Origin of the sequence: Streptomyces sp. NPDC004667 (assembly GCF_040609475.1) — a bacterium.
Taxonomy (GTDB): Bacteria; Actinomycetota; Actinomycetes; order Streptomycetales; family Streptomycetaceae; genus Streptomyces.
Genome location: NZ_JBEXKC010000004.1, coordinates 171,092 through 185,973 on the forward strand (window position 1 = coordinate 171,092; position 14,882 = coordinate 185,973).

Genomic DNA, 14,882 nt, shown 5'->3' on the forward strand with positions numbered 1-14,882 from the left:
CCGGCCACCCACCCCCGCCCCTCCACCCCGGCCCCGGCCCCCGACGCCCGAGACGGCCCCACCCGCATGCGCAGCTCCGGCTCCGGCAGCCCTCCGGCCCCGAGCCCCGGCGGCGGCTCCACTCCGAGCCCCGACTCCGGCTCCGGCTCCGGCTCCGGCTCCGGCAGCACCCCGACCCCCGACGCCGCCCCCGGCTCCAGAGACGGCTCCGCCCCCATCCCCCGCCCCGTCGGCGGCGCGGCGCCCGCCAGTACGGCCCGCGCCCGGCGCCGGACCACCTCGGGGTCCGGCCGGTTCCGCGACCGGACCCGGCGCCGGTCGCGGAACCGGCCGTCGGAGCCACGGCCCCGCCCGGGCCCGGCACCCCCGCCACGAGCACCACCCGTGCCATCCGTGCCACCCCCGCCCCGCAGGGCAGCGTCGTGACCGACCACCACTTCAGAAGCCCCGGAACCGCGCGGGGCACGCATGCGAAGAGTCATGCCACGACGCTAGGACCGATCCCCGATCGCCGTTCGGAGCCACCGATTCCGGTGGACGGAGCGCCCGTTGTGGAAAACTGCGCCACCCGTTCCGGTGATCAGCGGGGCGATACGACCGCCGCCAGCAGCCCCGGCCCGGTGTGCGCGCCGATCACCGCTCCGACCTCGCTGACGTGCAGCTCGACCAGGCCCGGAATGCGCTCGCGGAGCCGCTGGGCGAGCTTCTCGGCCCGCTCCGGGGCCGCGAGGTGGTGCACGGCGACGTCGACGCTGCGCGTCCCGGCCCGCTCGACCGCCAGCTCCTCCAGGCGTGCGATGGCCTTGGAGGCCGTCCGCACCTTCTCCAGCATCTCGATCCGCCCGCCGTCCAGCGTCAGCAGCGGCTTGACGGCCAGCGCCGACCCGAGGAGGGCCTGCGCGGCCCCGATCCGGCCGCCCCGGCGCAGGTAGTCGAGGGTGTCCACGTAGAAGTAGGCCGCCATCTCCCCGGCCCTCTTCTCGGCCGCGGCCACGGCCTCGTCGACGGAACCCCCCGCGTCGGCCGCCTCCGCCGCGGCGAGGGCGCAGAAGCCGAGGGCCATCGCGACCATCCCGGTGTCGACGACGCGGACCGGAACGGGGGCCGTCCTGGCCGCGACCACGGCGGCGTCGTAGGTGCCCGAGAACTCGGCGGACAGGTGCAGGCTCACGATGCCCGTCGCACCGGCGTCCGCGGCCGCCCGGTAGGCCCGTACGAACTCCTCCGGGCCCGGGCGGGAGGTGGTCACCGGCCGGCGCTTCTGGAGGGCCACGGCGAGGCTGCGGGCCGAGATCTCCGTGCCCTCTTCGAGGGCCTCGTCCCCCAGGACCACGGTCAGGGGGACTGCGGTGATTCCGTGCCGCGCCATCGCCGGTGGGGGCAGATAGGCCGTGGAATCGGTGACGATCGCGACATGGCGGGACATGAGCCGGAGGTTACCGCCACAGCGGTGCATCCGGCAGCCCGGCCCTCGCCCGCCCCTCCCTTCAGGTGGTGGCCTCCGGCCTGGGCGTCTTCTGCCAGGGGTAGTGCGTCGCCGGGGTGGAGGGGTTCAGCGCCGCCGGGCGCGGCCCGGCGGCCGGGGCACCGCCACCGGCAGCAGCTCCTCCGGCGGTCCCGCCGGCTTGCGCCGCGGCCTCCGCCGCTGCCGCCAGGTCGTCCACCGACTCCCGGGACCAGTCCCGCAGCGCCCCCGACTCCATCTCGATCTGCTCCGACAGGGCCGTGAGGTCGTCCTCCGCGAACCGGCGGGCCCGGTCCCGCGCGGCCCACCGCAGCGAGTCCGAGGCCTGTTTGATCTTCGCGGTGCGTTCCCGCAGATCGGGAAGGCCGTCGGCGATCCTCCGCCGGTCCGGCTCCTGCTCCAGCCGCTTCAGCTCCTCGTCGAGCTCGTGGCCGTGCGCGCTCAGCCGTTCGAAGAGCCCGATCGACTCCTTCAGCGAGCTGTCCGTCTGCACCCCCTGGTACAGCGCCTGCTGCGTGGCCCGCATCGAGGTCCGCAGGTCCAGCCGCAGCTGCGCCAGGGCCCCCGGGACCCCGACCTGACCGAGGCTCTTGGCCTTCAGGGTGGTGTCCTCGACGGTGCGGCGGGCCTGGGTGATCGTCCGGTCCACGCCGCGCTTCGCCGCGCCGACCACCTTCACGGTGGCCCACACGCCCAGCCCCAGAAAGGCGAACAGCACCAACAGGGCAAAGATGATCAAAGCGCCCGCCTCCATGAGGGTTCCCTTCCGCCGCGTGCTTCCCCTTCCACCGTAAACGCCACGGGCAGGTCGGGGGTTCCAAACGAACCCCCAACCTGCCCGTACGGGATCTCCCCCATGCCGGGGGTCCACTCGGCTCAGATGACGATGTTCACCAGCTTCGGCGCGCGCACGATCACCTTGCGGATCTCGGCGCCGCCCAGGGCCGCCACGACGGCCGCGTCCGTGACCGCCAGCTGCTCCAGGTCGGCGTCCGAGATGGCCGGCGGCACCTCCAGACGCGCCTTGACCTTGCCCTTGACCTGCACCACGCAGGTGACGGTCTCGTCCACGACGTACGCCGGGTCCGCGACCGGGAAGTCCTGGTGGACCACCGAGTCGGTGTGGCCCAGCCGGCGCCACAGCTCCTCCGCGATGTGCGGCGCCAGCGGGGCGACCAGCAGCACCAGCCGCTCGGCGACCGAGCGCTCCAGCGGCCGGCCCGCCTTCGTCAGGGTGTTGTTCAGCTCGGTGATCTTGGCGATGGCGGTGTTGAACCGCAGGCCCGCCATGTCGCCGCCGACTCCGTCGATCGCCTTGTGCAGGGCGCGCAGGGTGTCCTCGCCCGGCTCGGCGTCCACGACGGTGACCGCGCCGCTCTCCTCGTCGACGACGTTGCGCCACAGGCGCTGCAGCAGCCGGTACTGGCCGACCACGGCGCGCGTGTCCCACGGGCGCGAGACGTCGAGCGGGCCCATCGCCATCTCGTACAGGCGCAGGGTGTCCGCGCCGTACTCCTCGCAGATCTCGTCGGGCGTGACGGCGTTCTTCAGGGACTTGCCCATCTTGCCGTGCTCGCGCCTGACGGGCTCGCCCTGGTAGAAGTAGCCGCCGTCGCGCTCCTCGACCTCGGCCGCCGGCACGTACACGCCGCGCGCGTCCGTGTAGGCGTAGGCCTGGATCATGCCCTGGTTGAACAGCTTGTGGAACGGCTCGGCCGAGGAGACGTGGCCCAGGTCGAACAGGACCTTGGACCAGAACCGCGCGTACAGCAGGTGCAGCACCGCGTGCTCGGCACCGCCGACGTACAGGTCGACGCCACCGTGCGGCGCGCCCTCGCGCGGCCCCATCCAGTACTGCTCGATCTCCGGGTCCACCAGCGCCGACGCGTTGTTCGGGTCCAGGTAGCGCAGCTCGTACCAGCAGGAGCCGGCCCAGTTCGGCATGGTGTTGGTCTCGCGCCGGTAGCGCTTGACGCCCGCGCCGTCGCCCAGGTCCAGGTCCACGTGGACCCACGCCTCGTTGCGCGACAGCGGCGTCTCCGGCTGGGACGCGGCGTCGTCGGGCTCGAAGGTGCGCGGCGAGTAGTCCTCGACCTCCGGCAGCTCCAGCGGCAGCATCGACTCGGGCAGCGGGTGCGCGACGCCGTCCTCGTCGTAGACGATCGGGAAGGGCTCGCCCCAGTAGCGCTGGCGGCTGAACAGCCAGTCGCGCAGGCGGAAGTTGACGGTGCCCTCGCCGATGGAGCGCTCCGCCAGCCAGTCGGTGATCGCGGCCTTCGCCTCGACGACGCCCAGGCCGTCCAGGGAGATGCCCTCGCCCGCCGAGTTCACCAGCTTCGCGTCGTAGGAGACGAACGCCTCGTCCCACTCGGCCGGGTCGGTGCCCCGGCCGTCGGTGGGCTCGACGACGCAGCGGATCGGCAGCTCGAAGGCGCGCGCGAACTCGAAGTCGCGGCTGTCGTGCGCCGGAACGGCCATGATCGCGCCGGTGCCGTAGCCCATCAGCACGTAGTCGGCGATGAAGACCGGGACCTGCTCGCCGCTGACCGGGTTGGTCGCGTACGCGCCGGTGAAGACACCGGTCTTGTCCTTGGCCTCGGCCTGCCGCTCGACGTCGGACTTCGACGCCGCCTGCTTGCGGTACGCGTCGACGGCCCCGGCCGGGGTGGCGTGGCCGCCGGTCCACACGGGGTGCGTGCCCTCGGGCCAGGCCGCCGGGACGATCGAGGAGACCAGCTCGTGCTCGGGCGCCAGCACCATGTACGTCGCGCCGAACAGGGTGTCGGGGCGGGTCGTGAACACGGTGATCGCACCGGCGTCGCCGACGGCGAAGTCGACGCGCGCGCCCTCGCTGCGCCCGATCCAGTTGCGCTGCTGCAGCTTGATGGCCTCGGGCCAGTCCAGCGCGTCCAGGTCGTCCAGCAGGCGGTCGGCGTACGCCGTGATCCGCATGTTCCACTGGCTCAGCTTGGCCTTGAAGACTGGGAAGTTGCCGCGCTCGGACCGGCCGTCCGCGGTGACCTCCTCGTTGGCCAGTACGGTGCCCAGCCCGGGGCACCAGTTGACGGGCGCGTCGGAGGCGTAGGCCAGCCGGAAGCCGTTCAGGACGTCGGCGCGCTCGCCGGCGGTCAGACCCGCCCAGGCGCGGCCGCCGGGGACCTCACGGGTGCCGTTCTCGAAGGCGGCGACCAGCTCGGAGATCGGCCGGGCCTTCTTCGCGTCGGTGTCGTAGTAGGAGTTGTAGATCTGCAGGAAGATCCACTGGGTCCACTTGTAGTACTCGGGGTCGATCGTCGCGAACGACCGGCGCTTGTCGTGGCCCAGGCCCAGCCGGCGCAGCTGGACCTTCATGTTCTCGATGTTCGCCTCGGTCGAGACCCGCGGGTGCGTGCCGGTCTGCACGGCGTACTGCTCGGCCGGCAGGCCGAAGGCGTCGAAGCCCAGGGTGTGCAGGACGTTGTGGCCGGACATCCGCTGGTGGCGCGCGAAGACGTCGGTGGCGATGTACCCGAGCGGGTGGCCGACGTGCAGGCCCGCACCGGAGGGGTACGGGAACATGTCCATGATGAACTTCTTGGGGCGCGCGACGACCGCCGGGTCACCGGCCAGGTCGCCGGTCGGGTTCGGCGCCTCGTAGGTGCCTTCCGCGTCCCATACGTCCTGCCAGCGTGCCTCGATGTCGGCGGCCATGGCAGCCGTGTAACGGTGCGCCTCGGCCGCCTCGGGGGCCGGGGTGTTCGTCTCGCTCATGATTCCTGAAGCTCCATCGATCGTCTCTGCCGTCTCTGCCCGCCCAAACGAAAAAACCCCTCGCACAGGAGGGGACGCCGCGCCGATGCCGACTCGCTCGAAGGGGTCGGTACTGATCAGCGCGGCTCGGTAAGCAGAAGGCGTACGGCACGCATGGCGTCAGGGTACCGCAGCGCCTCCCGCGGACGCTCTGCCGTTCCGCACAACGGGCACAACGAGAAGCGGGCCACCCGATCCGGGTGACCCGCTTCCTCACTGTGGAGCTAAGGAGAATTGAACTCCTGACCTCCTGCATGCCATGCAGGCGCTCTACCAACTGAGCTATAGCCCCTTGTCTTGCCTGCCGCCCGGCTTCCCGTTTCCGGTTCCCCTTGGCGACGTCCCAAACATTACACGGTCATGGCCCTGGTCCAAAAATCGGTTTCCGTGGAACCCGAGCCATGTCCGATTTGATCCGGATCATCCTGACTTACCGTGTCACGCGCGCGCGAACTGGTAGAACCGCTTCAGCGTGCAGTGCTCGTCGAGCAGCCGGCCGTAGATCGGCTCGCCCTCCAGCTCCCGGTACGTCTCGATCGGGTCGCCTTTTATGATCAGCGCCCGCGCGCATTCCTCGCACCAGTACTGGTAGTCGGGATTGACCGGGTCCATGTCCCGCACGATCGGCGTGCCGTTGTCGCACCAGTCGCACCGCCGCCGGTGTGCACCCATCCGTCAGCGACTCCCTCCCGCGTCGGGCCGTCGTGTCCCCCTCCGGCCGTCCGATTCTGCCATGCCCGTACCGGCCGGGTCAGCAAGCGCAAAGGGAACAAACGCAAGGATCCCGCCCCCTGTTGGGGACGGGATCCTTCACTGTGGAGCTAAGGAGAATTGAACTCCTGACCTCCTGCATGCCATGCAGGCGCTCTACCAACTGAGCTATAGCCCCGCTCTCCGCTGCGCTTCCCCCGTTTCCGGTGTTCTTCGCTGCGAACAAGAAGAACTCTAGCCTGTGACCAGCCGGAAAGTGAAATCCGGGTCCGAGGCGCCCCCCGGCGGCCCTCAGTCGTCGTCGCCGAGGACCGGCTCCGGCAGCGTGCCGGCGTTGTGCTCCATCAGGCGCCAGCCGCGCGCGCCCTCGCCGAGGACGGACCAGCAGCAGTTGGAGAGCCCGCCGAGGCCCTCCCAGTAGTGCGCCTCCAGGCCCAGCAGACGGCCGATCGTCGTACGGATGGTGCCGCCGTGGCTGACGACGACGAGGGTGCCGCCCTCCGGGAGTTGATCGGCGTGACGCAGGACCACCGGGGCGGCGCGGTCGGCCACCTCGGTCTCCAGCTCGCCGCCGCCCCGGCGGACGGGCTCGCCGCGCTTCCACGCGGCGTACTGCTCGCCGTACTTGTCGAGGATCTCCTCGTGGGTGAGCCCCTGCCACTCGCCAGCGTACGTCTCGCGCAGCGCCTGGTCGTGCTCCACCGGCAGGCCCGTGACGGCGGCCAGCTCGGCCGCCGTGGCGGAGGCCCGGCTCAGGTCGGAGGCCACGATGGCGTCGGGCCGCAGGGAGGCGAGCAGCCGGGCGGCGCGGCGCGCCTGCGCCACACCGGTCTCGGTCAGCTCGATGTCCGTGGAGCCCTGGAAGCGGCGCTCCAGGTTCCACGAGGTCTGGCCGTGCCGCCAGAGGACGATCTTCCTGCCGGACCTGCCCGCTTCGGCCGTGCTCAGAACAGATCACCGTCCAGCTCGTCGTCGCCCGCCGCCTCGCGCAGCTTGGCGTGCTCCTCGGCCTTGCCGATGGTGAGCTTGGCGTCCTCGGGGAGCTCGATCTCGGGGCAGTCCTTCCACAGGCGCTCCAGCGCGTAGAAGACGCGCTCCTCGCTGTGCTGGACGTGCACGACGATGTCGACGTAGTCGAGCAGGATCCAGCGGGCGTCGCGGTCGCCTTCGCGGCGCACCGGCTTGGCGCCGAGCTCCTTGAGCAGCCGCTCCTCGATCTCGTCCACGATCGACTTGACCTGGCGGTCGTTGGGCGCGGAGGCGAGCAGGAAGGCATCGGTGATCGACAGCACGTCGCTGACGTCGTACGCGATGATGTCGTGCGCGAGCCGGTCGGCCGCGGCCTGGGCGGCGGCGGTGATGAGCTCGATGGAGCGGTCCGTGGCGGTCACTGGCCATGCTTTCGGGTTGGCGGGCAGATCCTTACAAGGGTCTCATGTACCGCCGACACCGCCCGCGCGTCACGTTCCGCGCGGGCGGAGCACCAGGTCAGGGCCGGGGCAGGGGCGGTACCACGGCCGCGTCGGGCGGGCTCAGGACGGCTTGTAGTCCTTGCCCAGCGTCACCACGATGTCCGCGTTTACCGCGTTCTCGGCCTTCTTCACCGCCGTCTCCGGCAGCCCCAGCGTCTTGGCGACGCCGACGGCCCGGTCCCGCTGCGCGTCGTCCTGGTAGGTGACCTGCGAGGCGGGAGCCGTCCGGTCGGCCTTGCCGCCGTCCACGAAGGCGTAGCCGCCGTTGAGCAGGGCCGCCTTCGCCGCGACCTGCGCCTTCTCGTCACCGGTGGCGTCCTTGAGGCCCACTCGGGGGGCGGCGCCGGGCTGGGCGGCCGTGAAGGAGCCGCCGAGGAGCTCCTTGACGACCCGCTTGTTGGCGTCGTCGGTGAGGCCTCCGTCCGGCTTCACCGAGAGCACCTCGGTGCGGTAGGCGCCCACCTTGGCGTGCTCGCCGATGCGCGACAGCAGGGCGCCGAGGCTCTGCGCGTCCAGTCCCGGGTCCAGGATCTGGCCCATGCTCTCGACGGTCGTGGCCGCCGCCTTCGGGTCGCCGGGGATCTTGCGCAGGACGGCGTACAGCACCTTGCCGGTGCGCTCCAGCTGCTTGGCCTCCGGCTCGCCCTGGGCCCGGTGGGTGGCGTACGCGACGGCCATCGCGCCGGTCAGGGACTGTTTGGGGCCCTGGCCCACGGCGGGTGCCTTGGCCTGGTCGTCTGCCGGGACCGGGGTGTCCGTGTCCACCTCGATGCCGCCGACCAGATCGACGAGGCGTTCCAGGAAGGGCGTGTCCAGGCGCCAGGTGCCGCCGATGTGGGTGCCGAGCACGGTGTCGAGGGCCTCGCGGGTGCCGAGGCTGCCGTCCTCGACCGACTTGCCGAGGGAGGTTGCGGTGCCGTCCTCCTTGGCCACGCCGAGGGTGTTGGGGAGCAGGACGGTGGAGCCCTGCTTCGCGGTGACGTTGTCCACGAGGAGGACGGTCGAGCTGCCGCCACGCTTGGTGTTGCGCAGGTGGACGACGATCATGTCGCGCTTCTGCGCCCCGGTGGCGGCCGCGGCGGCCTTCTTCTTCCCGGGGCCGTCGAGGAAGGGCAGTTTGCCCGCGTACCAGAGGTAGCCGAGGCCGCAGACGGCGAAGAGGGCCAGGACGACGATCAGCGCGACCACCCGGTTGCGGCCGCGGCGGCGGGCCTCCTCGCGGCGCTCGGTGCGGCTCTCCGTGAAGGCGAGCCAGTCGATGACGTCCTCGGACTCCTCGTCCTGCTGGTCGATGAAGGCGAACTGCTCGGTGCGGTAGCCGGCGGCGGGCTCCGGGTCCGGGCCCGCGGCGGCCTCCCGGCGCGGCGCGGGCACGGACTGCGGCTCGGGGCGCCCTTGGGCCTGGGGAGCCTGGTGGGTCTGCTGGGCCTGCTGGGCGCCCGGCTCGGTGTGCTGCTGCGGGATCCACTGCCGGTCCTGCCGGGTGTCGTACCCGAAGGAGGGGTCCTGGGGCGGGGCTGCCTGGGGCTGAGACTGGGGCTGGGGAGACTGGGGGTACTCCTGTTGCGGCACGTGATACTGCTGCTGTCCCTGCACCCCCTGGTCGTACGACTGCCCGTACGAGGGGTCGTACGTCTGCCCGTACGCCTGCTCGTACTGCTGCTCGTACCGCGGCGGGGCCGGCTGGACGGACTGCGCGGGTACCTGGTCGTATACCGGTCTGCCGTAGGGGTCGTAGCCGATGAGCTGCTGTCGGCCGGCGTACGGGTCGTACGGCTCCTGTGGGTCGTTCACCGCGGGGCCCCTCTCTCCGGAAGCTCAGGCTCCCCGGTACAGCTCACGCTTGTCGATGTAGCGCACCACACCGTCCGGCACCAGGTACCAGACGGGATCGCCCTGCGCGACGCGCGCGCGGCAGTCGGTGGAGGAGATCGCCAGCGCGGGTACCTCGACCAGCGAGACCCCGCCCTCGGGCAGGCCGTCGTCGGTGAGCACGTGGCCGGGCCGGGTCACTCCGATGAAGTGGGCGAGCGAGAACAGCTCGTCGGCGTTGCGCCAAGTCAGGATCTGAGCGAGGGCGTCGGCGCCGGTGATGAAGAAGAGGTCGGCGTCCGCGTTGAGCGCGCTCAGGTCCCGCAGGGTGTCGATCGTGTACGTCGGACCGCCGCGGTCGATGTCGATGCGGCTCACCGAGAACTGCGGGTTCGAGGCCGTCGCGATGACCGTCATCAGGTAGCGGTCCTCCGCGGGGGACACGGCCCGCTGCGACTTCTGCCACGGCTCGCCCGTCGGCACGAAGACCACCTCGTCGAGGTGGAAAAGGGCGGCCACTTCACTGGCGGCCACCAGGTGTCCGTGGTGGATCGGGTCGAACGTCCCGCCCATGACGCCGAGCCGGCGCTTGACCGGGCCCGTAGGCACTTCCTGCTCTCCCATGAGCGCAGAGCCTACTGGCCCGGTGGCACGTCCACGGCGGCCGGACCGGAACCGAGCCGGGTCTAGCGGTCGCGGTTGAGGCGGGTGGTCACCCACAGCATCAGCAGCAGGATGAAGAACGCGCCGCCGCCGGTCAGGTAGGGGCTCAGGCTGTCGTGGTTGCCGCCGTGCTGCTCGCCGCCCTCCGCAGCGAGAACGACCAGGTTGTGGGCGGTGGTGGCAAGGCTCATCAGGCAAGTACCTATCGAGTCGGGAGCGGGCGGAGACTTCGCTCACATCGTATGCGGGGGCCCGGGGCACCCTCACGCCGACTCAGGCGTTGGAGAGTATGGACGTGAGGCAGCAGGGCCGATCGAGGGGGAGGGCGCTATGACGGACATCGGATTCGACAAGGGACCGGCACGCAACCGCAGGAGGTTCCCGGGCATTTCCTCGCGGGCGTACGAGCACCCCGCGGACCGCTCGGCACTGGTGGCGCTGCGCAGGCTGAGCGGTTTCGACACGGTGTTCAAGGCCCTGAGCGGACTGCTCCCGGAGCGCAGCCTGCGCCTGCTGTTCCTGTCGGACTCGGTGCGCGTGGGCGAGACCCAGTTCCCCCACCTGCACGAGATGCTGCGCGACGCCTGTTACATCCTGGACCTGGAGCAGGTCCCGCTGATGTACGTGCAGCAGGACCCCCGGCCCAACGCCATGTGCATCGGGCTGGACGAGCCGATCATCGTCGTGACGACGGCGCTCGTGGAGCTGCTCGACGAGGAGGAGATGCGGGCGGTGATCGGCCACGAGGTGGGCCACGCACTGTCCGGGCACGCCGTGTACCGCACGGTCCTGCTGTTCCTGACGAACCTGGCCCTGAAGGTGGCGTGGATCCCGCTGGGGACCGTCGCGATCACGGCGATCGTGACCGCGCTGCGGGAGTGGTTCCGCAAGTCGGAGCTGTCGGCGGACCGGGCCGGACTGCTGGTGGGGCAGGACCTCAACGCCTCGATGCGGGGTCTGATGAAGCTCGCCGGCGGGAACCACCTGCACGAGATGAACGTGGACGCCTTCCTCGCCCAGGCGGAGGAGTACGAGGCGGGCGGGGACCTGCGCGACTCCGTCCTGAAGATCCTCAACATGCTGCCGCGGACGCACCCCTTCACCACGGTCCGGGCGGCCGAGCTGAAGAAGTGGTCCCAGAACCGGGACTACCAGCGGATCATGGACGGCCACTACCCGCGGCGCGAGGAGGACAAGGACACCTCGGTGACCGATTCCTTCCGCCAGTCCGCCTCCCACTACGCGGACTCCGTGCGCGGCAGCAAGGATCCGCTGATGAAGCTGGTCGGCGACATAGCGGGCGGCGCGGGCGACCTCGGCGGCAAGCTGCGCGACCGGTTCACCGGGGCCTCGGGGGGCGGCGGGACCGCCGGATCCGGCGACTCCGGGGGCAAGGACGCCAAGGGCTCCGGCGGGGCTACGGACCAGGGCTGACGGAGGCCGCCTCCCCCGGCGGCGCCGGGTCCCTGGTCTCGGGCGCGGGGCGCAGCGCGGCCGGGCTCGCGGGGGCCTGGTTCGTCGGCGCCGCGGGGGCCTGGGTCGTCGGGTCCTGGGACCCGGGATCACGGGTCGCCGGGTCCGGGCTCGCCGGGGGCTGGGCCAGGACGCCGCAGAGCCCGGCGGTCCGCCTCGGGTGGCCGCTGGCGTACGGGTCGCTCGCGGGCGGGCCCACGGTGGTGGGACCGGCTCCGGCCGGCAGCGGGCGGAAGCCCTCCGCGGGCTCGGTGGCGCAGTCCTGCGGCCCGGCCATCACGTACGCCGACACCAGCTCGGTCCGGCCCGTCGTGAGGTCCTCCCGGTCGAAGCGCATCCGCAACTCGCGGCGGACGGTGAACAGCGAGGCTCCGTCGGCGGCGGTCGGCGGGCCGGTGGCCGGGCGGACGGCGTACACGAAAGTGTGGTCGCTGGTGACCTCCAGCACCTCCGGGCCCACCTCCTCGTAGGCGAGGGTGCCGTTGACCCGGACGCGGGAGTCGGCCACGACGGCCGTGTGCGGGTCGAAGCGCACCAGCCAGCCGGTGACGGCGTGCCGGCCGTCGCCGGAGGGCGAGGCCATGCTCTCGTCGAACTGCGCGAGCTGGCCGGGGTCCAGCAGGACCCGCACGGGCCGGGAGGCGTTGCCGGCGAGCACGTCCGGGTCGAGCGAGGACTGCACCAGGTAGTCCTTGGCGATGGACAGGGCGGCGACGACCTGGCTCTCGGTGAAGTGGTGGGTGCGGCGCGCGGCCGGCATGGTGATCCCGGCCGCCCCGACCCGGTACTCGGCCGCGGGGCCGTTCGCGTAGAGGTCCGCGGGCAGGCCCCCCGGTACGGCCGCGGCCGGTGCCAGGGGGACGACGGTACTGCTCAGCGGCTCGGTGTTGCCACCCGCCGGGGGGACGTAGGGGTTGCGCAGGCCCATGTAGACGGCGACCGCGAAGGCCGTGGCGATGAGCAGCACGAGCAGCATGCCCTGCCGGGCGCCGCGTCCCGGGGTGCCGTTGCCGTGTCCGGAGCCGGCGCCGGACCAGATGGACCGGCTGCGGACGGCCCGGGCGTGCTCGCCCATGCGTTCCCGGGCGGAGAACTCCTGGAGCCGGGCAGCGCGGACGAAGTCCTCGTCGAACACCACCGACCGGTACTCGTCCGGGCGCAGTTCGTCGTCACCCTCGCCGATGCCCTCGGGGGTGCCGCCTGGTGGATCTCCTGGAACGGCCATCGCTTCTCCCCGCTGTCCCCGCTACAGAGAAGCCCCCAGCTCCGGAACGGGCGAGCGGGGTCGTACCTTCAGGGTTGGCGGCCGACGGGGTACGTAAACGCGCCGACCCCGGTGACTTCCCCGAGCGGCGTACTGGCGGGGGCGGGTGCGGGGTCCGCCTCGCCGGCGGCGCTGCGGTAGACCGCGCTGAAGGCCAGGGCGACCATGCCGAGCCCCATCACGACGGCGAGCACCCAGGCGACGGGGCGCAGCCAGGGCGACCGGCCGCGGTAGGGGCGCAGGCTGCCGCCGTAGGCCCCGTACGGGCCTTCCGCGTAGCCGTAGCCGTAGTGGCCGGGCTCCCATCCGGGGTCGTCGATCCCGTACCCGTCGGGATGGCCGTAGTCGTCCTCGCCGGCCCAGCCTCCGGCGACGCGGGCGGCCTCGGCATCGGCGCGCGCCCGGTCGGCGGCGCGCTGGCGCTCGGCCGCGCTCGGTTCATGGATCTCGGCGTTCCGGACGAAGTCCTCGTCGAACACCACGGAGGCGAAGTCCTGATCCGCGCCTCCGCGGTCGTCGTCGGGCTCCCCGTCGTCCGGGAACGGCTTGCCCCCCACGTCGTCCGGCACGGGACCAGCGTAGACCTGGGGGGCTGCTTTGGGCAGGGTGTAAGCCGGAATCCGGCCACACCGCGTTGGGGGGCCGGTTACCTGACGTGACCGTCGCCGGTGACGATGTACTTGGTGGAGGTGAGCTCCGGGAGACCCATCGGGCCCCGGGCGTGCAGCTTCTGGGTGGAGATGCCGATCTCGGCGCCGAAACCGAACTGACCACCGTCGGTGAAGCGGGTGGAGGCGTTCACGGCGACCGTGGTGGAGTCGACCAGCTGGGTGAAGCGGCGCGCGGCGGCCTGCGAGGTGGTGACGATCGCCTCGGTGTGGCCGGAGGTCCAGCGGCGGATGTGGGCGACGGCGTCGTCGAGGGAGTCCACGACGGCGGCGGCGATGTCGTAGGACAGGTACTCCTCGGCCCAGTCCTCGTCGGTCGCGGGGAGGGCGGTGACCTTGGACTCCTCCGCGTACGAGAGCACCTCGGCGTCTCCGTGCACGGTCACCCCGGCGTCCGCGAGGGCGTCCAGCGCGAGCGGGAGGAAGGCCGCGGCGATGTCGCGGTGCACGAGGAGGGTCTCGGCCGAGTTGCAGACGGAGGGCCGCTGGGCCTTGGAGTTGACGAGGATGTCCACGGCCATGGCGAGGTCGGCCTGGGCGTCGACGTAGACGTGGCAGTTTCCGGTACCGGTCTCGATGACCGGAACGGTGGACTCCTCGACGACGGTCTTGATGAGGGAGGCGCCGCCGCGCGGGATGAGCACGTCGACGAGGCCGCGGGCGCGCATCAGCTCGCGGACGGAGTCGCGGGACTCGCCGGGGACGAGCTGGATCGCGTCGGCGGGCAGGCCGGCGCTCTCGATCGCGTCGCGGAGGATGCCGACCAGGGCCACGTTGGAGGCGTACGCGGAGGAACTGCCGCGCAGGAGCACGGCGTTGCCGGACTTCAGGCAGAGGGCGGCGGCGTCGACGGTGACGTTGGGGCGGGCCTCGTAGATGATGCCGACGACGCCGAGGGGGACGCGGATCTGGCGGAGGTCGATGCCGTTGGGGAGGGTCGAGCCGCGGACGACCTCGCCGACGGGGTCGGGGAGGGCCGCGACGTCGCGGACGTCGGAGGCGATGGCGGCGACGCGCTCGGGGGTGAGGGTGAGGCGGTCGATGACGGTCTCACTGGTGCCGGCGGCGCGGGCCTTGTCGGTGTCGACGGCGTTGGCGGTGACGATCTCGGCCGTACGGGCCTCCAGCGCGTCCGCGATCGCCAGCAGGGCCGCGTCCTTGGCGGACCGCGGGAGTGGGGCGATCGCCGCGGCGGCGGTGCGGGCCGCTCGCGCGGTGGCGAGGACGGGGGAGGTGGCGGTCGCGGTGGCGGTGGCGTCGTCGAGCGAGGTCATGCGGCCCAGGGTAGTCCCCGGGCGGCGGGGCGCGGCCGCGGTTCCATCCCCCGAGACGGGGCGCCCTGGCGGGCTCCGTGTGTCGGGGCGGGGGTGGTGTCCGTGGCCGGGGGTCGGCCGTCGGGTGCGGGTGCGTTGCCGCTGCGCGGGGCTGGGTCCCCTACCCGCCCTTCCACCGTTCCCCGGGCTCCGCCCGGACCCTTCGGGGGCTCCGCCCCCGGACCCCCGCGCCTCAAACGCCGGCGGGGCTGGATTTCCGCCCGGCGGGGCTGGATTGCCCGCAGGGCAATC

At 72.1% G+C, this 14,882-nt stretch carries 13 protein-coding genes and 2 tRNA genes; 1 reads left to right on the plus strand and 14 read right to left on the minus strand.

The features are described 5' to 3' along the window. Positions 1–580: 580 nt before the first annotated feature. The 11 genes from ABZW32_RS04060 to ABZW32_RS04110 all read right to left on the minus strand — a co-directional run bounded on the left by ABZW32_RS04060 (position 581) and on the right by ABZW32_RS04110 (position 10,103). Complete coding sequence (locus ABZW32_RS04060; RefSeq protein ID WP_356210816.1) at positions 581–1,426, minus strand: DegV family protein; 846 nt, start codon at positions 1,424–1,426, stop codon at positions 581–583. A 61-nt stretch (positions 1,427–1,487) separates the two neighbouring features. Then, entirely contained in the window at positions 1,488–2,219 is a 732-nt protein-coding gene (locus tag ABZW32_RS04065; RefSeq protein ID WP_356210819.1) for a hypothetical protein, read from the minus strand. 122 nt (positions 2,220–2,341) lie between these two features. Continuing rightward, a complete protein-coding gene (gene leuS / locus ABZW32_RS04070) occupies positions 2,342–5,215 on the minus strand; it encodes a leucine--tRNA ligase (RefSeq protein ID WP_356210822.1) in 2,874 nt (957 codons plus the stop codon). A gap of 258 nt (positions 5,216–5,473) precedes the next feature. Continuing rightward, positions 5,474–5,546: transfer RNA gene (locus ABZW32_RS04075), tRNA-Ala, on the minus strand. Between the two features lie 146 nt (positions 5,547–5,692). Next, a complete protein-coding gene (locus tag ABZW32_RS04080; protein ID WP_030229679.1) occupies positions 5,693–5,926 on the minus strand; it encodes a hypothetical protein in 234 nt (77 codons plus the stop codon). A 144-nt stretch (positions 5,927–6,070) separates the two neighbouring features. Then, positions 6,071–6,143, minus strand: a tRNA-Ala gene (locus ABZW32_RS04085). A 113-nt stretch (positions 6,144–6,256) separates the two neighbouring features. Continuing rightward, positions 6,257–6,913, minus strand: coding sequence for a histidine phosphatase family protein (locus ABZW32_RS04090; RefSeq protein WP_356210867.1), 657 nt, complete (start codon positions 6,911–6,913; stop codon positions 6,257–6,259). Beyond that, on the minus strand, positions 6,910–7,356 hold the full coding sequence (rsfS, locus tag ABZW32_RS04095) for a ribosome silencing factor (RefSeq protein WP_030008628.1): 447 nt from the start codon (positions 7,354–7,356) through the stop codon (positions 6,910–6,912). The genes ABZW32_RS04090 and rsfS overlap by 4 nt, the downstream gene beginning before the upstream one ends. 141 nt (positions 7,357–7,497) lie before the next feature. Next, complete coding sequence (locus tag ABZW32_RS04100) at positions 7,498–9,231, minus strand: LCP family protein (RefSeq protein WP_356210825.1); 1,734 nt, start codon at positions 9,229–9,231, stop codon at positions 7,498–7,500. 24 nt (positions 9,232–9,255) lie between these two features. Beyond that, positions 9,256–9,873: a nicotinate-nucleotide adenylyltransferase gene (gene nadD, locus ABZW32_RS04105; RefSeq protein WP_030229675.1), complete on the minus strand. Its 618-nt coding sequence runs from the start codon at positions 9,871–9,873 to the stop codon at positions 9,256–9,258. A gap of 62 nt (positions 9,874–9,935) precedes the next feature. Then, positions 9,936–10,103: a hypothetical protein gene (locus ABZW32_RS04110; RefSeq protein ID WP_356210828.1), complete on the minus strand. Its 168-nt coding sequence runs from the start codon at positions 10,101–10,103 to the stop codon at positions 9,936–9,938. Between the two features lie 139 nt (positions 10,104–10,242). On the opposite strand from ABZW32_RS04110, the gene ABZW32_RS04115 reads away from it, so the two are divergent. Next, positions 10,243–11,346, plus strand: a complete 1,104-nt coding sequence (locus ABZW32_RS04115; RefSeq protein WP_356210830.1) for a M48 family metallopeptidase — start codon at positions 10,243–10,245, stop codon at positions 11,344–11,346. Here the strand turns inward: ABZW32_RS04115 and ABZW32_RS04120 are convergent. The 3 genes from ABZW32_RS04120 to ABZW32_RS04130 form a co-directional block, all read right to left on the minus strand. Beyond that, a complete protein-coding gene (locus ABZW32_RS04120; protein WP_356210832.1) occupies positions 11,330–12,610 on the minus strand; it encodes a hypothetical protein in 1,281 nt (426 codons plus the stop codon). The genes ABZW32_RS04115 and ABZW32_RS04120 overlap by 17 nt on opposite strands. A gap of 68 nt (positions 12,611–12,678) precedes the next feature. Then, positions 12,679–13,218, minus strand: coding sequence for a hypothetical protein (locus tag ABZW32_RS04125; protein ID WP_356210834.1), 540 nt, complete (start codon positions 13,216–13,218; stop codon positions 12,679–12,681). 77 nt (positions 13,219–13,295) lie between these two features. Continuing rightward, positions 13,296–14,591: a glutamate-5-semialdehyde dehydrogenase gene (locus ABZW32_RS04130; RefSeq protein WP_356210837.1), complete on the minus strand. Its 1,296-nt coding sequence runs from the start codon at positions 14,589–14,591 to the stop codon at positions 13,296–13,298. Positions 14,592–14,882 lie beyond the last annotated feature (291 nt).